The 19,686-nt window shown below is 63.8% G+C and carries 21 protein-coding genes; 13 read left to right on the top strand and 8 right to left on the bottom strand.

Annotated features, from left to right (window positions below; all coding sequences use genetic code 11):
- Positions 1–49: 49 nt before the first annotated feature.
- Positions 50–1,315, bottom strand: a complete 1,266-nt coding sequence (locus tag GV035_RS14125; RefSeq protein WP_159837908.1) for a lactonase family protein — start codon at positions 1,313–1,315, stop codon at positions 50–52.
- A 277-nt stretch (positions 1,316–1,592) separates the two neighbouring features.
- Here GV035_RS14125 and GV035_RS14120 point away from each other — a divergent pair, with 277 nt between their 5' ends.
- Positions 1,593–1,745, top strand: coding sequence for a DUF3096 domain-containing protein (locus GV035_RS14120; protein ID WP_159835687.1), 153 nt, complete (start codon positions 1,593–1,595; stop codon positions 1,743–1,745).
- 132 nt (positions 1,746–1,877) lie between these two features.
- Here GV035_RS14120 and GV035_RS14115 read toward each other — a convergent pair whose 3' ends face one another.
- Positions 1,878–2,126: a hypothetical protein gene (locus GV035_RS14115; RefSeq protein WP_159835686.1), complete on the bottom strand. Its 249-nt coding sequence runs from the start codon at positions 2,124–2,126 to the stop codon at positions 1,878–1,880.
- Positions 2,127–2,510: 384 nt separating this feature from the next.
- Between GV035_RS14115 and GV035_RS14110 the strand changes: the two genes are divergently transcribed.
- Both GV035_RS14110 and GV035_RS14105 read left to right on the top strand, forming a co-directional pair.
- Positions 2,511–4,373, top strand: a complete 1,863-nt coding sequence (locus tag GV035_RS14110; RefSeq protein ID WP_159835685.1) for a glycoside hydrolase family 15 protein — start codon at positions 2,511–2,513, stop codon at positions 4,371–4,373.
- Between the two features lie 355 nt (positions 4,374–4,728).
- Positions 4,729–6,000, top strand: a complete 1,272-nt coding sequence (locus tag GV035_RS14105) for a polyhydroxyalkanoate depolymerase (RefSeq protein ID WP_159835684.1) — start codon at positions 4,729–4,731, stop codon at positions 5,998–6,000.
- 121 nt (positions 6,001–6,121) lie between these two features.
- Here the strand turns inward: GV035_RS14105 and GV035_RS14100 are convergent, their stop codons facing one another.
- Positions 6,122–6,754 carry a TetR/AcrR family transcriptional regulator gene (locus GV035_RS14100; protein WP_159835683.1) on the bottom strand — a complete coding sequence of 211 codons (633 nt, stop codon included), beginning with the start codon at positions 6,752–6,754 and terminating at the stop codon, positions 6,122–6,124.
- 342 nt (positions 6,755–7,096) lie between these two features.
- On the opposite strand from GV035_RS14100, the gene rsxB reads away from it, so the two are divergent.
- The 3 genes from rsxB to GV035_RS14085 all read left to right on the top strand — a co-directional run bounded on the left by rsxB (position 7,097) and on the right by GV035_RS14085 (position 9,096).
- Positions 7,097–7,942: an electron transport complex subunit RsxB gene (gene rsxB, locus GV035_RS14095; RefSeq protein ID WP_236572603.1), complete on the top strand. Its 846-nt coding sequence runs from the start codon at positions 7,097–7,099 to the stop codon at positions 7,940–7,942.
- Positions 7,939–8,583, top strand: a complete 645-nt coding sequence (gene nth / locus GV035_RS14090) for an endonuclease III (RefSeq protein WP_159835681.1) — start codon at positions 7,939–7,941, stop codon at positions 8,581–8,583. Before rsxB ends, nth begins: the two co-directional genes overlap by 4 nt.
- An 81-nt stretch (positions 8,584–8,664) precedes the next feature.
- Complete coding sequence (locus GV035_RS14085) at positions 8,665–9,096, top strand: DUF1841 family protein (protein WP_159835680.1); 432 nt, start codon at positions 8,665–8,667, stop codon at positions 9,094–9,096.
- Between the two features lie 86 nt (positions 9,097–9,182).
- On the opposite strand, the gene GV035_RS14080 is transcribed toward GV035_RS14085, so the two are convergent.
- Both GV035_RS14080 and GV035_RS14075 read right to left on the bottom strand, forming a co-directional pair.
- Positions 9,183–9,563: a c-type cytochrome gene (locus tag GV035_RS14080; protein ID WP_159835679.1), complete on the bottom strand. Its 381-nt coding sequence runs from the start codon at positions 9,561–9,563 to the stop codon at positions 9,183–9,185.
- A 146-nt stretch (positions 9,564–9,709) separates the two neighbouring features.
- On the bottom strand, positions 9,710–10,075 hold the full coding sequence (locus tag GV035_RS14075; RefSeq protein WP_159835678.1) for a c-type cytochrome: 366 nt from the start codon (positions 10,073–10,075) through the stop codon (positions 9,710–9,712).
- A 481-nt stretch (positions 10,076–10,556) separates the two neighbouring features.
- Here GV035_RS14075 and GV035_RS14070 point away from each other — a divergent pair, with 481 nt between their 5' ends.
- From GV035_RS14070 to GV035_RS14040, 7 genes are all read left to right on the top strand, one after another.
- On the top strand, positions 10,557–11,399 hold the full coding sequence (locus GV035_RS14070; RefSeq protein ID WP_159837906.1) for an AAA family ATPase: 843 nt from the start codon (positions 10,557–10,559) through the stop codon (positions 11,397–11,399).
- A gap of 36 nt (positions 11,400–11,435) precedes the next feature.
- The gene (locus GV035_RS14065; protein WP_159835677.1) at positions 11,436–12,026 is read left to right on the top strand and encodes a GNAT family N-acetyltransferase; all 591 of its coding nucleotides are present in this window, start codon (positions 11,436–11,438) and stop codon (positions 12,024–12,026) included.
- 25 nt (positions 12,027–12,051) lie between these two features.
- Positions 12,052–13,227 carry a vWA domain-containing protein gene (locus GV035_RS14060; RefSeq protein ID WP_159835676.1) on the top strand — a complete coding sequence of 392 codons (1,176 nt, stop codon included), beginning with the start codon at positions 12,052–12,054 and terminating at the stop codon, positions 13,225–13,227.
- Between the two features lie 25 nt (positions 13,228–13,252).
- The gene (locus tag GV035_RS14055) at positions 13,253–14,452 is read left to right on the top strand and encodes a benzoate/H(+) symporter BenE family transporter (protein WP_159835675.1); all 1,200 of its coding nucleotides are present in this window, start codon (positions 13,253–13,255) and stop codon (positions 14,450–14,452) included.
- 86 nt (positions 14,453–14,538) lie between these two features.
- Positions 14,539–14,784, top strand: a complete 246-nt coding sequence (locus GV035_RS14050) for an energy transducer TonB (RefSeq protein WP_159835674.1) — start codon at positions 14,539–14,541, stop codon at positions 14,782–14,784.
- A gap of 222 nt (positions 14,785–15,006) precedes the next feature.
- On the top strand, positions 15,007–15,960 hold the full coding sequence (tal, locus tag GV035_RS14045) for a transaldolase (protein ID WP_159835673.1): 954 nt from the start codon (positions 15,007–15,009) through the stop codon (positions 15,958–15,960).
- A gap of 178 nt (positions 15,961–16,138) precedes the next feature.
- The gene (locus tag GV035_RS14040; protein WP_159835672.1) at positions 16,139–16,600 is read left to right on the top strand and encodes a VOC family protein; all 462 of its coding nucleotides are present in this window, start codon (positions 16,139–16,141) and stop codon (positions 16,598–16,600) included.
- A 12-nt stretch (positions 16,601–16,612) separates the two neighbouring features.
- Here GV035_RS14040 and GV035_RS14035 read toward each other — a convergent pair whose 3' ends face one another.
- The 3 genes from GV035_RS14035 to GV035_RS14025 all read right to left on the bottom strand — a co-directional run bounded on the left by GV035_RS14035 (position 16,613) and on the right by GV035_RS14025 (position 19,648).
- Positions 16,613–17,704: an FUSC family protein gene (locus GV035_RS14035; RefSeq protein WP_159835671.1), complete on the bottom strand. Its 1,092-nt coding sequence runs from the start codon at positions 17,702–17,704 to the stop codon at positions 16,613–16,615.
- A gap of 139 nt (positions 17,705–17,843) precedes the next feature.
- Positions 17,844–19,394, bottom strand: coding sequence for a monocarboxylate uptake permease MctP (gene mctP / locus GV035_RS14030; protein ID WP_159837904.1), 1,551 nt, complete (start codon positions 19,392–19,394; stop codon positions 17,844–17,846).
- Entirely contained in the window at positions 19,394–19,648 is a 255-nt protein-coding gene (locus GV035_RS14025) for a DUF3311 domain-containing protein (protein WP_159835670.1), read from the bottom strand. The genes mctP and GV035_RS14025 overlap by 1 nt, the downstream gene beginning before the upstream one ends.
- Positions 19,649–19,686 lie beyond the last annotated feature (38 nt).

The following is a 19,686-nucleotide window of genomic DNA, read 5'->3' as shown; positions in this document are numbered from 1 at the left end:
CGCCGGGGCGCCGCGCGGCCCGGACCGCGCGGCGCGCTCCGTCACGACGTCACGAAGGCGAGACGAACTTGAAATCGACCGGCGAGCCGATCGACAACTGTTTCGGGTCGGAGGCGAGTTCGCCTGTCGCGGGATCGCGGCGGAAGAAGTAGGCGCTGTCGCTGTCCTGATTGCCCACGACGAGCCAGCGCCCGGTCGGGTCGATCGCGAATTCGCGTGGCGTCTTGCCGAGCGTCGAATAGCGTTTGAGCAGCTTCAGATGGCCGTTGGCCGGATCGACGGCGAACGCGACGAGCTGGTTCACATCGCCGCGATTCGTCGCGTAGAGAAAGCGGCCGTCCGGCGACAGATGCAGCGCGCCGCCGCCGATCTTGCCCTTGAAGCCGGGCGCGGTCATCGGCACGGACTGTGTTTCGGTGAGCTTGCCGTCGGCGTAGTTAAAGACGAGCACGGAAGCGTTCAGTTCGGTCGTCAGATAGGCGTGCTTGCCGCTTGCGTCGAAGATCAGGTGGCGCGGGCCGGAGCCGGGCTTGATCGGCGTGTAGCGCGCCTCGGTTGGACCGAAGAGGCCGCGGCTGCCGTCCGGCGTGTAGCGATAGCCGAACACCTTGTCGACGCCCAGATCCTGCGCGAAGAGATACCGGCCGTCCGGCGAGAAGACCGTCGAATGCACGTGCGAGTTGTCCTGCCGCCCTTTCACCGGACCGCTGCCTTCGTGATGCACGGTCAGCACCGACGTGCCGACGTGTCCATCCGCCGAAAGCGGAAACACCGCGAAGCTGCCGCCCGGATTGGCCGCGACCGAATAGTTGGCGGTGAGCAGATACTTCCCGTCGGGCGAGATCGCGAGGTAGCAGGGATCGTTGCCGTCGGCGGACACGCGGTTCAGAAAGCTCAGCTGTCCGCTCGCGCGATCGAAGCGGAACGCGCTCACACCGCCGCGCTGCGACGCCGGGCCGTTGTCGCCGGGCAGTTCGTTCACCGCGTAGACGTAGTTGCGATCGCGACTGACGACGAGATACGACGGATTCACCGTCTGCGCCGACGCAATGCGCGTGAGTTCGCCGTTGCCGGCATCGAAGCGATACACGTAGATGCCTTCGCTTTTACCGCTGCCCGTGTAGGTGCCGATGAGCAAGTCGAAGACTTCGCCCGCGCTCGCGCTCGTTGCGCTGGTACTGCTGGCGGCACTCGCCGAGGGCGTGGCGTTGCCGGGTGTCTGCGCGAAAGACTGCGCGGCGGCAAGCGAGAGCATCAGCGCGACACGTTTGGCCCAGCGCGCGGGCCTGGCGCGCGCCGGCTCGATGAAGCGCATGGGCCACGCGCGAAGGAGCGGGCGCGGCGCTTGCAACGGCGCACGCATCGCGGCGCGGGAACGGCTCGGTTGCATGAGACCTCCTCATCGACTGGTTGCGACTTTTTCGTGTTCTGAATGCGACGCGCGACGGCGCCGCGCGCGACGGATGTGGTGCACGGCGTGGTGCGGCAGCAAGTTGCGGACCGCTCGCACGACCGCTCCGGCCACACCTGGCACCCACCCGGCGCGGGACCGTCCAGCCACAGAACTCTAACCAACAAAAGGAACTGATGCGATGAACATCCACGTAAGCCTCGGGCCGCTCGTCTCGTTGATCGCCGGCATCCTCATTCTCATCATGCCGCGCCTCCTGAACTTCATCGTCGCGATCTACCTGATCGTCATCGGGCTGATCGGGCTGTTCGGCATGGGCACGGCACACCTGTGACGTCGGATGCGCGTCCCCGGTTCCTTTTGCCAAACGCGAAAAGCGCACGCGCGGCCGTAGCCGCTAACGTGCGCATCGTGAGTTCGCATGTGAAAAACCGCGCTCTGTTACCGCGCGGACGAGCGTCAGGGTTCAGCCGTTTGCAAGCTGATCGAGACGCAGGCGCCCTTGAAGCGACAGCGCGCCGACCGACAAACCGCTCATATCGAAGCTGAAGCGGCTGAAACAGCCGCGTTCGGTGAGAAAAGCCGCCGCCGTGTCCATGGCGTTGCGCGACAGGCCGAGGCCCTTGTGATCGAGAGGAAGCAAGCTGTCGCTGTCGCGCACGCGGCTCGCAGCGGAAAGAATGGCGATGCAGTCTGCTTTCGACGGATTGAGCATGGTTATGGGTTCCTCGAAACGCAAAGCAACGAACGGTGCCGGCCGCCCCGCGATGCCGACATAGGGAAACGGAGCAGAATGCGCAGCAGCGTGCGGCCGACTCCGTTTAGCTTCCATTCTAAACATCAGCCAAAATTCATTACAACGGTTTCATCGGCGCTTGGGTAGTGCTTTTCCGCCAAGGGACGCGGCGTGCTGTCGCAGCCGTTCGTTTTCCATTGCGCGGGACTCGCCGCGCGCCGCGCATGCGCCCGCTTTTCTGCTCGCGGCGAACGAATTTGGCAGAATGCGACCACAAGGAATGGCCCGATTGCTCGGCTTCGCCGGGAGAGCATCGCCATGTCGACCGCGGCGCGTCCGCCGCCAGCACAACCACGCTTATCTATGCCCGCCCTCATTGAAGACTACGCCATGATCGGCGATGGCCACACCGCTGCCCTCGTTTCCCGCAACGGCTCCGTCGACTGGCTTTGCTGGCCGCGCTTCGATTCGGGCGCGTGCTTCGCCGCTCTGCTCGGCACGCCCGAGCACGGTCGATGGCTGCTCGCGCCTTCGACGGCGGACGGCGAAGGGCCGGTCGTACGCCGGCGCTATCGCGACGACACGCTGATTCTCGAAACGGATTTCGAAACGCCGCAGGGCGCCGTGACCGTCGTCGATTTCATGCCGTCGCGCAATGGTCACTCGGAACTGGTGCGCATCGTCATCGGCCGGCGCGGCGTCGTGCGGATGAAGATGGAGCTCGTGCTGCGCTTCGACTATGGATCGGTCGTGCCGTGGGTCAGCCGCCTGCCGAACGACAGCGGCATCCGCGCGATCGCCGGCCCCGATCTGGCGGTGCTGCGCACGCCGGTGCAACTCGTCGGCGAGAACATGCGCACGACCGCGTCTTTCGATGTGAGCGAAGGCGAGCGCGTGCCCTTCTCGCTTTGCTACTCGCAGTCGCATCTGCGGTTGCCACCCGCGCACGACCCGCACACGCAACTCGCGCGAACGGAGAACCATTGGCGCGACTGGTCCGGCAAGAGCCAGCTTGCGGGCCGCTGGGCGAGCGCGATTCGCCGCTCGCTCATCACGCTGAAGGCGCTCGCTTACGAGCCGACCGGCGGCATCGTCGCCGCGCCGACCACGTCGCTGCCCGAGCAGCTTGGCGGCGCGCGCAACTGGGACTATCGATACTGCTGGCTGCGCGACGCCACCATCACGCTGCTCGCGCTGATGCGCGGCGGCTACTACGACGAAGCCCGCGCCTGGCGCGCGTGGCTTGGCCGCGCGATGGCCGGCGCGCCGTCGCAGGTGCAGATCATGTACGGCATTGCGGGCGAGCGGCGGCTCGCGGAATGCGAAATCCCCTGGCTGCCGGGCTACGAAGGCTCGCAGCCGGTGCGCGTGGGCAACGGCGCGGTCGACCAGTTGCAACTGGACGTGTACGGCGAAGTCATGAACGCACTGCATCTCGCCCGCGTCGGCGGTTTGCAAAGCGATGAAACCGCATGGTCCATCCAGTGCACGATGCTCCAGCACCTCGAAACGATCTGGGATCAGCCCGACGAAGGCATCTGGGAAGTCCGCGGCGGCCGTCAGCATTTCACCTTCTCGAAGGTCATGGCGTGGGTCGCGTATGACAGGGCCATCCGTTCGGCGGAACAGTTCACGTTGCCGGGCCCCATCGACCATTGGCGCGACATGCGCGCACGCATTCACGCGGATGTCTGCGAGAAAGGCTGGAATCCGACGCTGAACGCGTTCACGCAGGTCTATCGCGGCGACGCGCTCGATGCGAGCCTGCTTCTGATTCCGCTGCTCGGCTTTCTGCCGCCCAGCGATCCGCGTGTGACCGCCACCGTACATGCGATCGAGACCAATCTGACGCACGATGGATTCGTCAAGCGGTATCACACGACCGAAACGGCGGACGGGCTGCCGCCCGGGGAAGGCACGTTTCTGGCTTGTAGCTTCTGGCTGGTGGACAACCTGGCATTGCAGGGCCGGATCGACGAAGCGCACGCGATGTTCGAGCGCCTGGTGGGTCTCGCCAACGATGTCGGGCTGCTCGCCGAGGAGTACGACACGGTCGCGAAGCGCATGGTCGGCAACTTTCCGCAGGCTTTCACGCATGTCGCGCTGGTGCATACGGGGATGAACCTGATGCGCCATGAGCAGGCGATGGCGAAGGCGACAGGCCAACCGTCTCGCGCGGACAGCGAGCCGGCCGGCGCGGAGCCTGCGGTCGGGATCAGCGAATAACGGCAGCGAACGGAGGATAAGGCGGTTTTTGTTTGGCACGTGCGCCGACGGACGATAGAATGGTGCAATGCACAATTCAGAGTGTTGTGTGGAAGCAAGCAGTTTTGACCGGTCGATTGTGTTAAGCACGCGTCAAGCGGAAAATGTTGCGCGCTGTATCAGTTTTTTACATGGCCGGTCGTAATCGCATGTAGCGGGCCTCGAGGCGCAAAACGCGCTTCACGCAAGAAATAGCAGCCTCGCGGCGCGGTTCAGCCGCCTAGCGAGGATTTTCGATTGCCGTTGCGTCGCATCGCCGAATCCTGGCCGCGACCAACGGGCATTACCGGTTCGTACCGAGTCCATTGGGGCCACCATGCTCTACCAAATCCACGAATTTCAGCGGGCCATGTTGTCTCCTCTCACGGCGTGGGCCCAGGCCGCCTCGAAATCGTTCGTGAATCCGGCCAGCCCGCTCGCCTATGTTCCCGGCTCCACGCGCCTCGCCGCCGGGTACGAACTGCTCTACCGGCTCGGGAAAGACTACGAGAAGCCCGAGTTCAACATCCATCAGATCGTCAAGGACGGCCACAACATTCCGATCGTCGAGCAAACGGTGATCGAAAAGCCGTTTTGCCGCCTGCTGCGCTTCAAACGCTTCGCCGATGACAGCGCCACTGTCACGAATCTGAAGGACGAGCCGATCGTGCTCGTGTGCGCGCCGCTGTCGGGGCATCATTCGACGCTCCTGCGCGATACCGTCCACACGCTGTTGCAGGACCACAAGGTCTACATCACCGACTGGCTCGACGCGCGCATGGTGCCGGTGGAAAACGGCGCATTCCATCTCGACGATTACATCGACTACATTCAGGAGTTCATCCGCCATATCGGCGCGAAGGATCTGCACGTGATCTCGGTGTGTCAGCCGACGGTGCCAGTGCTCGCCGCCATTTCGCTAATGGCGAGCCGCGGCGAAGACACGCCCCGCACGATGACCATGATGGGCGGCCCGATCGACGCGCGCCGCAGCCCGACATCGGTCAACTCGCTCGCGAACGAGCACTCGTACGAATGGTTCGAAAACAACGTCATCTACACGGTGCCGGCGAACTATCCGGGCGTGGGCCGCAAGGTGTATCCGGGCTTCCTGCAACATGCGGGCTTCGTGGCGATGAATCCCGAGCGGCATCTCACAGCCCATTGGGACTTCTATCAAAACCTGCTGCGCGGCGACGATGACGACGCCGAACAGCATCGCCGTTTCTACGACGAGTACAACGCGGTGCTCGACATGGCCGCCGAGTATTACCTCGAAACGATTCGCATCGTGTTCCAGGAGTTTCGTCTCGCCGAAGGCACGTGGGACGTGAACGGCGAGCGCGTGCGCCCGCAGGACATCACGCGCACGGCGCTCTTCACCATCGAAGGCGAGCTCGACGATATTTCCGGCGACGGCCAGACGCGCGCCGCGCATGATCTCTGCACCGGCATTGCGCAGAAACACAAGCGCCATTTCACCGCAGAGAAGGCCGGCCACTACGGCATCTTCTCAGGCCGCCGCTGGCGCACGATGGTGTATCCGCAACTGCGCGAGTTCATCCTCGAACACGACAAGTCGCCGAAGACGGAAGCCGTTCCCGCGTAAGTGTCGATTATCGAGGCGCACGGGTTCAATATGCGCTTCGGTACCGATTCCATTCGCAAAAGAAAAACGTCGCGCCCTCTGCAAGGCGCGACGTTTTTTTCTCTTCAGACGACGCTGCTTTTTAGCGGCGTGTCAAATACGCAAGCAGCAATTCCGTATTCATCTTCACCATTTGTTCGCGCTCTCCGGGTTCGCTGAAGTCGAGTCCGAAGCTCACCTGAAGCGTGAAACGATTCGATACGATGTAATAGCCCAGGCCCGAGAGCGTGATATAGAACTTGAGCGGATCGACGTCGTTGCGAAACAGTCCGGCCTTCTGTCCGCGTTCGAGGATGCTCGCCAGCGTTGCAACCACCGGCGAAATCACCTCGCGCATTCGATTCGATCCTTTGATATATCTCGCCTCGTGCAGATTTTCGTTATTGATCAAGCGCAACAATTCGGGATGGTCACGGTAGTAATCCCAAACGAAATGCGCGAGGCGCGTCATGGCTTCGATGGGGGCCAGCCCTTCGAGATCGAGCGTACTCTCGGCCTCGACGAGAGCGGACAGCGCATGTTCGAGCACTGCCGTGAACAGCTGTTCCTTGCTACCGAAGTAGTAGTACAGCATGCGCTCATTGGTCTCTGCCCGCCGGGCGATTTGATCCACACGTGCGCCAAACAGGCCGCCGGCTGCGAACTCTTCCGCGGCGGCAAGCAGAATACGGCGGCGTGTTCCTTCAGGATCTCTTTTGATTTTCGGCTGATTCATGGTGGCATGAGTCGGGAGCCGCGTTGTCCGGATATGCGTCACGCGGCCCGCATTGGGTACATGACGTGAACGGGCGCTGCCCATGGTTATGGGGAAACACCGTCCTGCGGTCAAACGATAAAGCGGTTTGATTATGCGCACATCACCGCGGCATTGGCAATTGGGATAAGGATCACCTGCGGCGGGCGTCGCGCACATCGGCGATAATCACGTCTGCCGCAATTGATCGTGCCGTTGCCGCCGCGTTCAGCGTCATGGCGCTTTGCACGCCGCGCCATGCGCCGTTTCTGCTGCTGTTTGCCCGTCTTTTTGCCCGCCTTATTTGCCACCGCGCAACCTCACGTGACCGCAACCGTTTCAAAGACGCTCGCCGAGCGCATCGAAGACCTGCTGCCGCAGACGCAATGCACCAAATGCGGCTATCCGGCCTGCCGCCCTTACGCCGACGCCATCGCCGCCGGCGAGGCCCGCTATAACCAGTGCCCGCCTGGCGGCCAGGAAGGCGTCGCGCGGCTCGCGGCGCTGCTCGGCCAGCCGGAGATCGCGCTCGACGTCACGCATGGCGTCGAGCGTGCGCGGCCGCTCGCGGTTATCGACGAGAACGTGTGCATCGGCTGCACGCTGTGCATGCAGGCATGTCCGGTCGATGCGATTGCCGGCGCGGCCAAGCAGATGCATACGGTCATCGACGCGCTGTGCACGGGCTGCGATCTGTGCGTGCCGCCCTGCCCCGTCGATTGCATCGCGATGATCCCCGTCACGGGCGACGCCACCGGCTGGGACGCGTGGAGCCAGGAGCAAGCGGACGCCGCGCGCACACGGCACGACCAGCGCGTCGCGCGCGTGGCGCGGGAGCGGCGCGAAGCCGAAGCGAAGGCGTCCGCCCGGCAGGCATCGCGGACGGCGCAGGCAAGTGTCGCAGCGGCGCCCGCCGCACCGGCCGCCTCCATCGACGACGCGGAAGCGAAAAAACGCGCCATCATCCAAGCCGCGCTCGAACGGGCGCGCAAGAAGAAAGAAGACATGGCGAAGCTCGGCGCAGGTCCGAAGAATACCGAGCATGTCAGCGCCGCCGTGCAGGCGCAGATCGATGCCGCCGAAGCGCGCCGCAAGCGCCTCGGTCTCGTGCAAGATAAAAGCGACGAGAGCGGCGATCCAAACGATAGCGATTCACACACGCCACGATGAACGCCAGGAAGCGCCGCGCCATCTTCGAGACGCTGCAAAGCATAGATCCGCATCCGAAGACGGAGCTCGAATACACGACACCGTTCGAACTGCTGATTGCCGTGATGCTATCGGCGCAGGCGACCGATGTATCGGTCAACAAGGCCATGCGCAGGATGTTTCCCGTCGCCAATACGCCAGAGCAAGTGCTCGCGCTGGGCGAAGAAGGCGTCACGGACTATATCCGTACGATCGGGCTTTATCGAACAAAAGCGAAGAACGTGATCGCGACGTGCCGCATGCTCGTCGAGCAATACGGCGGCGAAGTGCCTGACCATCGCGAGGCGCTCGAAGGGCTGCCGGGCGTCGGACGCAAGACAGCGAACGTCGTGCTGAATATTGCGTTCGGGCAGCCGACGATTGCCGTCGACACGCATATTTTTCGCCTGGCGAATCGCACGGGCATCGCGCCGGGCAAGGACGTGCGCGCGGTGGAAGCGGCGCTCGAAAAGAACGTGCCGAAGGAGTTCATTCAGGACGCGCATCACTGGCTCATTCTGCATGGCCGATACGTCTGCAAGGCGCGCGTGCCGGAATGCTGGCATTGCGCCATCGAGCCGCTTTGCGAGTATCGGCCGAAAACGCCAGCGCCAGTCGAGTGACGGTCCGCCTGCGGTCCGAGCAGCAAAAAGCCGCCGCGATCTACAATACTGGTCTGAATCCCCGAGCCGAATCAACCTCTTATGTTTAACCCTAGCCGCGACGAAGTCCGTCAGTTCTTCACCGAGACGTGGCGCAAGGAGCGCGCCGGCGAAATCCTGACGCCGCTCGAAAGCATGGCCGCCGACTGGATCGGCGAGCATCCCGAGTATCAGGCCGAACTCGCGGACCCCGACGCGCGGCAGGCGGACTATTCGCCCGACGCGGGCCGCACCAACCCGTTTCTGCACCTGTCGATGCACCTCGCCATCAGCGAGCAATTGTCGATCGATCAGCCGCCGGGCATCCGCCGCGCGCACGACCGTCTTGTCGCGCGGCTCGGCTCGCCGCACGACGCGCAGCACGCGATCATGGAATGCCTCGGCCAGGTGATCTGGGAAGCGCAGCGCAGCAACACGCCGCCGGACACGGACGCGTATCTTGCGCTCATCGAGCGCCGCGCATCGCGCGACTGAAGTTCGAAAGACGCACGCAGAAACGAAAACACCCCGCGCGAAGCGGGGTGTTTTCGTTGCGGACGATACGGCGTGCGGCAGCGCGCTTACTTCTTCAGCACGAGACTGCCATCGAGCGATTCGATGTACGCAGCGATGTCCTTCAGGTCGCTCTGCGACAGGCTCTGCACCTGCGCAGCCATGATCGCGTTGTTGCGCCCGAAGTTCGGATTGCCGTTGCCGATCTGATATTGGCGCAGCGCCCAGTAGATGTAGGTGGCGTGCTGACCGGCCAGCTTCGGATATTCGCCGCTCACCGGCTTGTTGAGACCGGGGCCGTGGCAGGCCGCGCAGTTGTGGCTTTCCGAAAGCACCTTGCCGTTGCCCGCATCCGCTGCGTGCGCCGTGCTGAACGCCGCCGAGCCGATGAGCGCCGCGGCGGCGCATGCTGCCTTGAAGCTGAATTGAAGTGCCTGAGAGGGCTTCATGAATTCTCCTGTCGACCGGCATTCAGGCTGCGGCGCCTAAATTCGGTCCCATGCAAGATGATGGCTGTCTGCGTTGCCGGATTGCCGTGTCGACGGCGCCCGGCGCCTGGCCGGCGTTCTGGCCGGTCAAGCCGCGGCAACGTGGGTTACTTGTCGGGATTGTTCTTCGACTGCGGCGTCTGGGCGGCGTAGTACGCGGCGATATCCGCGATGTCCTGATCCGAGAGCGTGACGGCGATGGCGCGCATGGTGTCGAAGTGACGGTCGCCCTTCTTGTACGCGTGCAGCGCGTTGGCGATGTACTGCGCGTTCTGACCGCCCAGCATCGGCACCTCGTAGACCTCGGGGTAAGCCGTGCGATAGCCGGGAATGCCGTGGCAGCCGATGCACATCGCGACCTTGCCCTCTGCGGCCTTTGCATTGCCCACGACGTCGGCCGACGCCTGGGTCGCGAAGCCGGCAAGACCGGACAGCACTGCAATCACGGCAAGTTTGCCGACGAAATAGTTCATAGCTTGTAACCTAGCATGAGGGAAAATCCGGCGCTCGAAAGCCGCGGCCCGCGCCGAGCGCATCACAACCTTCTCGGGACTGTTTGCTGCCTTCCACTGCTTCGCAGGCGGCGCATGCACACGGAATGCGGCCGCCTGGCCGCGCAGGCCAAAAAAATCGGGCTCATTGTACCGCGCGACCACCCTACCGTCCATTCTCCGAGATAGCGCGAAGCCGCTTCTGGCAATGGGAACCGGCTGAAAGACGCATCGCCTGCCCGCGACAATTCGCCTCTGTACACACGCCGCGTCGCGCTTTATGTCGTGCTTTACGTCGCGCGCTCCGGCGTGCTTTCAGCAAGCCGCATGCATCGCTTCCGGCGCGCGTTCCTCAGGCGTCAAAGGCGCGGTCGCAGGCGGCTGCAACGATACCGGCGGGCGGTCCATGGCAACAGGGCTTCTGACTTATACTGGGATTTTTTTCCTCACCGGAATCCTCGTCATGCGCTTCGAAGGCTCATCGCAATACGTTGCAACGGACGACCTCAAGCTCGCGGTGAACGCCGCGATGACCCTAGAGCGGCCCTTGCTCATCAAGGGCGAGCCCGGCACCGGGAAGACCATGCTCGCCGAGGAAGTGGCCGGCGCGCTCGGCATGCCGCTCTTGCAGTGGCATATCAAGTCCACGACGAAAGCGCAGCAGGGCCTCTACGAATACGACGCCGTCTCGCGCCTGCGCGATTCGCAGCTCGGCGACGAGCGCGTGAAGGACATCCGCAATTACATCGTGAAGGGCGTGCTGTGGCAGGCGTTCGAGTCTGACCGGCAATCGGTGTTGCTGATCGATGAAATCGACAAGGCCGACATCGAGTTTCCGAACGATCTGCTGCGCGAACTCGACCGCATGGAGTTCTACGTCTACGAGACGCGCGAACTCGTGAAGGCGAAGCATCGGCCGCTCGTCATCATCACGTCGAATAACGAGAAGGAGTTGCCGGACGCGTTCCTGCGCCGCTGCTTCTTCCACTACATCCGGTTCCCGGATGCATCGACGATGAAGGAAATCGTCGAAGTCCACTTTCCCGGCATCAAACAGGATCTGCTCGCTGCCGCCATGCAGAGTTTTTTCGAGCTGCGCAACGTGTCGGGGCTCAAGAAGAAGCCTTCGACGTCCGAACTGCTCGACTGGCTCAAGCTGCTGCTCGCCGAAGACATTCCGCCCGAGGCGCTCCAGTCGTCGGATCAGAAGCAGATCGTGCCGCCGCTGCATGGCGCGCTGCTCAAGAACGAACAGGACGTCGCCCTCTTCGAGCGGCTCTTGTACATGAACCGCCACAACCGCTAAGCGGCCGTCGACAACCACGCATGAGGAAACGCACGCATGAGCCGCTGGATCGAACCCGTCACGCTCGAAGGCGAGCACGTCAGGCTGGTGCCGCTCACTGTCGAGCACGAACACGCGCTCGCGTCCGCCGCCGCCGATGGCGAGCTCTGGAAGCTCTGGTACACGAGCGTGCCTTCGCCCGGCACGGCGCGCGCCTATATCGACGCGGCCATCGACATGCGCGAGCGGCTCGGCGCGCATCCGTTCGCGGTCATCGATCCGAAGACGGGCGATGTCGTCGGCTCCACGCGCTATTTCAACGTCGAAGCGGCGCACAGGCGGCTGGAAATCGGCCATACGTGGTACGCGAAGCGCGTGCAGCGCACCGCGCTCAACACCGAAGCGAAGCTCCTGCTGCTCGGCCACGCGTTCGGGCAACTGAAGGCGATCGCCGTGGAGTTCCGCACCCATTTCATGAACCATCAGTCGCGCGCCGCCATCGCGCGGCTCGGCGCCAAGCAGGACGGCATTCTGCGCAATCACCAGATCGGCCGGGACGGCGCGTATCGCGATACCGTCGTGTTCTCGATCATCGAATCGGAATGGCCGGCGGTGCGCGCGCATCTGAAGCACCGTCTCGACCGCTGATTCACGTCACGAAGGAAAGCGCGCCATGCTGATCGACTTCTTCTACTCGCTGCGCGACGCGAAGCTGCCCGTGTCGGTGAAGGAATACCTGACGCTGCTCGAAGCGTTGAAGGCGCAGGTCATCTCGCCGTCGCTCGACGAGTTCTATTTCCTCGCGCGCATGACGCTCGTGAAGGACGAGAAGTACTTCGACAAGTTCGACCGGGCGTTCGGCGCGTACTTCCACGGCGTCACGCAGCTTCCGGACGAAGCGTTCGAGATTCCGCTCGACTGGCTCAAGAAGCGGCTCGACCGCGAATTCACGGCGGAAGAGAAAAAGCGCATCGAGGCGCTCGGCGGTCTCGACAAGCTCATGGAGCGCCTCAAAGAGTTGATGGACGAGCAGAAGGCGCGCCACGAAGGTGGCAACAAGTGGATCGGCACCGGCGGCACGTCGCCGTTCGGGCATGGCGGCTACAACCCGGAAGGCATCCGCATCGGCGGGGAATCGGCGGGCAATCGCACGGCGGTGAAGGTCTGGGACGAGCGCGCGTTTCGCGATTACGACGATCAGGTGGAAATCGGCACGCGCAACATCAAGGTCGCGCTGCGGCGCTTGCGGCGTTTCGCGCGCGAAGGCGCGGCCGAAGAACTGGATCTGCCCGAAACCATCCGCAGCACCGCCGCGAACGCCGGCTGGCTCGACATCAAGATGGTGCCCGAGCGTCACAACAACGTGAAAGTGCTGATGCTGCTGGATGTCGGCGGCTCCATGGACGATCACATCAAGCGCGTGGAAGAACTGTTCTCCGCCGCGAAGGCCGAGTTCAAGCATCTGGAGTTCTACTACTTCCACAACTGCGTCTACGACTATTTGTGGAAGAACAATCGCCGCCGCCACACGGAGCGCACGCCGACCTTCGACGTGCTGCACAAGTTCACGCCCGACTACAAGCTGATCTTCGTCGGCGACGCGACAATGAGTCCCTACGAAGTGCTTCAGCCGGGCGGCTCCGTCGAATACAACAACGCGGAAGCCGGCGCCCTGTGGCTGCGGCGGCTCGCGGATCAATTCCCGCATCACGCGTGGCTCAATCCCGAGCCCGAGCGGCTATGGGAATACCGCCAGTCCATTACCGCGATCCGCCATGTGCTCGGCAACCGCATGTATGCGCTGACGATGTCCGGCCTCGAAAGCGCCATGCGCGCGCTGTCCAAATAACACGCTCCATAGAAGCAGACCCTGCATGAAAGCCACGCCGTCTGTCGCGCACGCCCCGCTGCGCCCTTTCTCCGATACATCGGTGTCCGCGGTCGTCGCCGGATTCGTCGCGATGATGACCGGCTACACGAGTTCGCTCGTGCTGATGTTCCAGGCGGGACAGGCCGCGCATCTGTCGGATGCGCAGATTTCATCGTGGATCTGGGCGCTTTCCATCGGCATGGCGCTCTGCACGATCGGGCTCTCGCTGCGCTTTCGCGCGCCGATCGTCGTCGCGTGGTCGACGCCCGGCGCGGCGCTGCTCGTCACGTCGCTGCCGAACGTGCCTTACGCCGAAGCAATCGGCGCGTTCGTCGTCTGCGCGCTGTTGCTGACGGCGGTGGGCGTCACCGGCTGGTTCGACGCGCTGATGAAGCGCATTCCGTCGGGCATCGCGGCGGCGCTGCTCGCGGGCATCCTGTTCGAAATTGGCATCGAGATCTTCCGCGCCGCCGAGCATCAGACGGCGCTCGTGCTCGCGATGTTCTTCACGTACCTGATCGTCAAGCGCGCGACGCCGCGCTATGCCATTCCGGCGACGCTCGCGGCAGGCGTGGCCGTCGCGGGCGCGCTCGGCCTGCTGGACTTTTCGCGCTTTCACGTGGCGCTCGCGCATCCCGTCTTCACGATGCCCGCGTTCTCGCTGTCCGCCATCGTCAGCATCGGCATGCCGCTTTTCGTCGTCGCGATGGCCTCGCAGAACGTGCCGGGCATCGCCGTGCTGCGCGCGGACCGCTACACGACGCCGTCCGCGCCACTCATCGCGACGACGGGCATCGCCTCGCTCGTGCTCGCGCCGTTCGGCTCGCACGGCGTGAATCTCGCGGCGATCACGGCCGCCATCTGCACCGGCCCCGAAGCGCACGAGCGCCACGACCGGCGCTATACGGCGGCGGTCTGGTGCGGCATCTTCTATCTGATCGCGGGCGTGTTCGGCGCGACCATCGCGGCGCTGTTCGCGGCGTTTCCGACGGCGCTCGTCGTGTCGGTCGCGGCGCTGGCGCTCTTCGGCTCGATCATGAGCGGCCTCGCCAACGCGATGCACGAAGCCCGCCAGCGCGAACCCGCGCTCGTCACGTTCATGGTGACGGCCTCCGGCCTCACGCTGCTCTCCATCGGACCGGCGTTCTGGGGCTTGATCGCGGGCGTGGTGACGCACGTGATCCTCAACGGCCGGCGCGCCTGACGCGGCCTACAATGCAGGAATCGGCCGGACGCGGTTTCCGGCCGGTGCATCGCAACTGCATTTTCCGCCTGTCCGACACTCCGAAGATGGCTTTACTCGACAAACTGCTGGCGCGCACCGCGCCGCCCGGCGCCCAGAAGCGCAAGACGATCGTTCGCGTGCTGCTCGACGACGCCGGCCACGTTCAGGACGTCGTCCTGAAAATGAGCTGCGGCGATTCCGAAAAGGACGCCCGCGCGCTGGAAGAAGTGCGCAACATGCGCTTCGCGCGCGGACAGCTCGGCTCCGGCACCGTGCGGCGCTGGCACGAACTCGCCTACGCCGTCGACTGACGAACGAATCGCCCTTCTCCCCTCGGCGACGGAACGCCCCGGTGCGCTTTCGGTCGAACCACCGCCGCGCACGCTCAAGCGCGAACCGCCCGCGCGGGACTAGAATGAGATATTGGCAATAGGGGCGAGCCTCGCGCCGTCAAGGCGCTTTCCGGCATCGCGATCATGGACATCCCGCGGGTTACCGCAATTTGACAAGGCGCAGTGCGCCGACGACTCGACATGACATCCGCTCTCGACCAGCTCAAGCAATACACCACCGTCGTCGCCGATACGGGCGACTTCCAGCAATTCGTTCAGTTCAAGCCGCAGGACGCGACGACCAACCCGTCGCTGATCCTGAAGGCCGTCCAGAAGGACGACTACAAGCCGCTGCTCGAGAAGACCGTCAAGGAGCACGCCGGCAAGCCGATGGGCCAGATCATCGATCATCTGCTGATCGCCTTCGGCACCGAAATTCTGAAGATCGTCCCGGGCCGCGTCTCGACCGAAGTGGACGCGCGGCTGTCGTTCGACACCAAGGCGTCCATCGACAAGGGCCGCGAAATCATCAAGCTGTACGAAGGCGCGGGCATCAACCGTGAGCGCGTGCTCATCAAGCTCGCGTCGACGTGGGAAGGCATCCGCGCGGCCGAAGTGCTGCAGAAGGAAGGCATCCGCTGCAACATGACGCTGCTTTTCTCGCTCGCGCAGGCCGCAGCGTGCGCCGAAGCAGGCGCGCAACTTATTTCGCCGTTCGTCGGCCGCATCTACGACTGGTACAAGAAGTCGGCCGGCGCCGAATGGGACGAAGTGAAGAACGGCGGCGCGAACGATCCGGGCGTGCACTCGGTGCGCCGCATCTACTCGTACTACAAGAAGTTCGGCTACAAGACAGAGGTAATGGGCGCGAGCTTCCGCACCGTGAGCCAGATCACCGAACTGGCCGGCTGCGACCTGCTGACGATCAGCCCGGACCTGCTCAAGAAACTGGCCGATAGCGACGAGAAGGTCGAGCGCAAACTGTCGCCCGAGGCAGCGGACAACGAGAACATCGAGAAGATCAGCGTCGACGAGCCGACGTTCCGCTTCGCTGTCAACGAAGACGCCATGGCGACGGAAAAGCTCGCGGAAGGCATCCGCGCGTTCGCCGCCGATGCAATCAAGCTTGAAAAGCTGATCACGGCGTTGCAGTAAGCGACACCGGAGACGCGTTCCGCGCGCCTCCGGCTTCTTCAGCGGCGACGACCTTCGGACAAGTACGGCTTCGGGCGTTGTTTGACGTAAATTGACATTCTCGGGGTCGGCGCCGTATCCGGTTGAAATAGACTTCGTGCTTTGGCGGGAGCGCCGCCTGGGCTCGGAGAAGCATTCAATGCAACTGGACACGTATCTTTTCTTCAATGGAGATTGCGCGGACGCACTCGCGCTGTATCAAGCCGCGTTTGGCGCGCAGATTCAGACGCTGATTCGCTTCCGCGACACACCCGACGCGGCGAACGTGCCGGCCGAGTGGCATGACAAGGTCATGCACGCGCTCTTTAGCGTCGGCGGCACGGCGATCATGGTATCGGACGGCCAGTTCGGCCAGCCGCCGCGCGATTACCACGGTTTCACGCTGTCGATCGGCGCAGAAGACGCCGAATCGGGCGAGCACACGTTCAATGCGCTGAGCGAAGGCGGCACCGTCCTCACGCCGTGGCAGTCCACGTTCTTCACCGCCGGCTTCGGCATGCTGAAAGACCGCTTCGGCGTGCCTTGGCTGATCAACGTCGTCAACGCGATGGAATCGGCCGAAGCGCCTCAACCGCCGCAGGACGCGGCGGCCCAGGCTTAAGCGCACGGCGCGTCAGCCGCCGAGCGGCCGCGCGCCTTCTATATTCCACTGACGCTCGATTTCGCTCAGACGCAGCCGCAAGCGATCCACCTGCTCCGCGAAACGCATCGCGAGCCAGTGCATGCCCTGCGTCGAATCATCGCCTCTTTCCGCTGGCGCGCTCGTGCCCGCATTCGCGTCGGCACGCACGTAGAGCAAGCCGACGCGCCCGAAGCGCAGTGCGCGCGCCATCTTCAGCAGCTTCTGCCGGGCCTCTTGCTCTTGCGTCGTGCAAGCGAGCGCGAAACCGTGCGGCGTATCGGGCATCGACGTGATGAGCATTTCCAGCGCGGCGAGAATCGAGCGATGCAGCCGCTGGATCTCCTCGAGCCGCGCAACCGGCACATGCGTTTCCTTGGCGACTGACTCCATCAGCGAGCGCGACTGCACGAGGCGCTGACTCATCACGAAGAAGCGGCGCGCGGTTTCTTCGGCCATCAAGGGCGTGCCGTCGAGCAATGCGCCGTAGAGACGCGCGCATTCGCGCAGATTGTCGGCGAGCCGATAGCGCCACGAATACGTCGCGTACTGCGGCAGCACGAACGAGAACGCCAGCGCGATGGCAATGCCGATCAGCACGTTCGCGGTGCGCCACAAGCCGACATCGAACGGCGAATCGCCGTGGCCCGCGACGATGACCATCGTGATGGCCGTGAGCAGCGCGACGTAGCCTGCCTTGCCGATCGCGTAATACGCGCACGCCCCGGCGATGGCGGACATCAAAACGAAGAACAGCGTGAGCGAGCCGAATATCGTCTGGACGAGAATCAGCACGAGTCCGATGGCCGCACCGAGCGCCGTGCCGAGCGCGCGCTCCGCCGCCTTCTTGCGGATATTGCCGTAGTGCTGCAAGCCGCCGACCACCACCAGCAGCGACACCGACGCCCAACTGCCGTGGGGCACGTTGATGCCCGTCGTGACGAGAAACGACGCCGCCATGCCGAGCGCGACGCGCACGGCGTGAATCGTCTTCGCATGGCGATAGCGGAAGAACGGTGACGCCAGGCCGTGCAACAGCCGCATCGCGCGGCTTTTGTGCGCTGACGCCGATGTCGATGAAAACATGAGTCGCTCGCGTCGGTAGGCGGTTTGTCGATCAGCGGGCGTCAAGGAAAACGCCCGCAACGGCCGAAGGCCATTACGGGCGTTAGCGTATCAGACGGCTGCCGCGTCATCAGACGCGGCGCGGGGTCTCAGCATTTCGTCAACTTTCGACGACGTCCAGATAATCTTCCGGCCGCGTGCGGTCATCGGACCGCTTGAGGCCGATGGCGCGCACCAGCACGCTCACGCCCACCGACACGATCAGGTTGAGGATCAGCGCCCACACCGCCGCATAGCCCGGCACCGCGTAGCCGAACATGTGCACCGTGAAGATCGAGCCCTTCAACTGAAGCGAGACGGCCATCCACGTGCCTGATGCAATCCCGACGGCCCAGCCGATCAGCAGGCCGCGATGATCCAGCACGCGCGTATAGAGGCCGAGCACGAGCGCGGGCAGCGTCTGAATGATCCAGATGCCGCCGAGCAGTTGCAGCTGGATCGCGTAGGTGAGCGGCAGCGCCAGAATGAACACGACCGCACCGACCTTCACGATCAGCGAGACGAGCTTGGCAACGTTCGTTTCCTGCTCCGGCGTCATCGAGCGGTTGAGGAACTCGCGATGCACGTTGCGCGTGTACAGATTGGCCGCTGCGATCGACATGATCGCCGCCGGAACCAGCGCGCCGATGCCGATGGCCGCGAACGCCACGCCGACGAACCACGACGGGAAGTAGTGCAGGAACAGCGCCGGAACCGCGAAGTTCGCGCCATACGCCTTGAAGTACGACGCGTATTCCGGCATGTCCTTCACGCCCGAGGCGAGCGCCATGTAGCCGAGCAACGCGAGCAGCCCGAGCACCAGCGAATACGCCGGCAAGAGCGCCATGTTGCGGCGAATGGTGTTGCCCGAATTGGACGAGAGAATCGCCGTCACCGAGTGCGGATACAGGAAGAGCGCGAGCGCCGAGCCGACCGCGAGCGTCGCGTAGGCGCTGTAGCCGTTCAGACTCGCGGTGTCCGGCGCCTTCAGCAGCAGCTTCGCGGGCGGCACCGTGCCGAAGATATGCCCGAAGCCGCCGAGTTGCGCCGGAATCACGATCATCGCGGCGATGATGGTGATGTAGATCAGCACGTCCTTGACGACAGCGATCATCGCGGGCGCCCGCAGGCCGGACGTGTACGTGTAGGCCGCAAGGATCGCGAACGCGATGATGAGCGGCAGATCGCCCACGAAGCCCTGCGTGCTGAAGCCGAGCGCGCCGATCACCACTTCGATGCCGACGAGTTGAAGCGCGATATACGGCATGGTCGCGACGATGCCCGTCACCGCGACTGCGAGCGCGAGCATGCGGCTGTTGTAGCGCGCGTGCACGAAGTCGGCGGCGGTGACATAGCCGTGACGCTTCGCGATGCTCCACAGCTTCGGAAACACGACGAACGCGAACGGATAGATCAGGATGGTGTACGGCAGCGCGAAGAAGCCCGTCGCGCCCGCGCCGAACACGAGCGCCGGCACCGCGACGAAGGTGTACGCAGTGTAGAGATCGCCGCCGAGCAGGAACCATGTCACGATGGTGCCGAAGCGCCGGCCGCCGAGACCCCACTCGTCGAGCTGGCCCAGATCGGCCTTGCGCCAGTGCGCCGCGATAAAGCCGAGAATCGTCACCCCGACGAAAAACAGAACGAATACGAAAGTTGCCGTTGCGTTCATCATCGCGCGCCTCCTTGGCCCTGCCCCGCGCGGCCGGACGACAGCGCCTTGGTTTTCTTGTAGACGAGGGCCGTGATGACCGCGCTGATCAGCACCCAGAGAAGCTGATACCAATAGAAGAACGGAAAGCCCCACAGCACGGGCTCGATCTTGTTGTAAAACGGCACCCACACCACGCCGATCCACGGGAGGATCAGAAGCCACAGCCAATGCTTGTTGCGAGGTTGTCCAGTGCGGCCCGGATCTTGAGCCATGATGGTCTCCAGTTTGTTTTTGAGCATTCGCTTCGAGC

Source organism: Burkholderia sp. 8Y, from assembly GCF_902506145.1.
GTDB lineage: Bacteria > Pseudomonadota > Gammaproteobacteria > Burkholderiales > Burkholderiaceae > Caballeronia.
The sequence above is the reverse complement of the archived record's forward strand: the minus strand, read 5'-3'. Positions and strand labels throughout refer to the sequence as shown.

What these genes read in the sequence shown, in the direction of transcription:
- GV035_RS14125 (WP_159837908.1), bottom strand. Translation starts at nt 1,315, where the DNA reads ATGCGCTTCATCGAGCCGGCGCGCGCCAGGCCCGCGCGCTGGGCCAAA.
- GV035_RS14120 (WP_159835687.1), top strand. Translation starts at nt 1,593, where the DNA reads ATGAACATCCACGTAAGCCTCGGGCCGCTCGTCTCGTTGATCGCCGGC.
- GV035_RS14115 (WP_159835686.1), bottom strand. Translation starts at nt 2,126, where the DNA reads ATGCTCAATCCGTCGAAAGCAGACTGCATCGCCATTCTTTCCGCTGCG.
- GV035_RS14110 (WP_159835685.1), top strand. Translation starts at nt 2,511, where the DNA reads ATGCCCGCCCTCATTGAAGACTACGCCATGATCGGCGATGGCCACACC.
- GV035_RS14105 (WP_159835684.1), top strand. Translation starts at nt 4,729, where the DNA reads ATGCTCTACCAAATCCACGAATTTCAGCGGGCCATGTTGTCTCCTCTC.
- GV035_RS14100 (WP_159835683.1), bottom strand. Translation starts at nt 6,754, where the DNA reads ATGAATCAGCCGAAAATCAAAAGAGATCCTGAAGGAACACGCCGCCGT.
- nth (WP_159835681.1), top strand. Translation starts at nt 7,939, where the DNA reads ATGAACGCCAGGAAGCGCCGCGCCATCTTCGAGACGCTGCAAAGCATA.
- GV035_RS14085 (WP_159835680.1), top strand. Translation starts at nt 8,665, where the DNA reads ATGTTTAACCCTAGCCGCGACGAAGTCCGTCAGTTCTTCACCGAGACG.
- GV035_RS14080 (WP_159835679.1), bottom strand. Translation starts at nt 9,563, where the DNA reads ATGAAGCCCTCTCAGGCACTTCAATTCAGCTTCAAGGCAGCATGCGCC.
- GV035_RS14075 (WP_159835678.1), bottom strand. Translation starts at nt 10,075, where the DNA reads ATGAACTATTTCGTCGGCAAACTTGCCGTGATTGCAGTGCTGTCCGGT.
- GV035_RS14070 (WP_159837906.1), top strand. Translation starts at nt 10,557, where the DNA reads ATGCGCTTCGAAGGCTCATCGCAATACGTTGCAACGGACGACCTCAAG.
- GV035_RS14065 (WP_159835677.1), top strand. Translation starts at nt 11,436, where the DNA reads ATGAGCCGCTGGATCGAACCCGTCACGCTCGAAGGCGAGCACGTCAGG.
- GV035_RS14060 (WP_159835676.1), top strand. Translation starts at nt 12,052, where the DNA reads ATGCTGATCGACTTCTTCTACTCGCTGCGCGACGCGAAGCTGCCCGTG.
- GV035_RS14055 (WP_159835675.1), top strand. Translation starts at nt 13,253, where the DNA reads ATGAAAGCCACGCCGTCTGTCGCGCACGCCCCGCTGCGCCCTTTCTCC.
- GV035_RS14050 (WP_159835674.1), top strand. Translation starts at nt 14,539, where the DNA reads ATGGCTTTACTCGACAAACTGCTGGCGCGCACCGCGCCGCCCGGCGCC.
- tal (WP_159835673.1), top strand. Translation starts at nt 15,007, where the DNA reads ATGACATCCGCTCTCGACCAGCTCAAGCAATACACCACCGTCGTCGCC.
- GV035_RS14040 (WP_159835672.1), top strand. Translation starts at nt 16,139, where the DNA reads ATGCAACTGGACACGTATCTTTTCTTCAATGGAGATTGCGCGGACGCA.
- GV035_RS14035 (WP_159835671.1), bottom strand. Translation starts at nt 17,704, where the DNA reads ATGTTTTCATCGACATCGGCGTCAGCGCACAAAAGCCGCGCGATGCGG.
- mctP (WP_159837904.1), bottom strand. Translation starts at nt 19,394, where the DNA reads ATGAACGCAACGGCAACTTTCGTATTCGTTCTGTTTTTCGTCGGGGTG.
- GV035_RS14025 (WP_159835670.1), bottom strand. Translation starts at nt 19,648, where the DNA reads ATGGCTCAAGATCCGGGCCGCACTGGACAACCTCGCAACAAGCATTGG.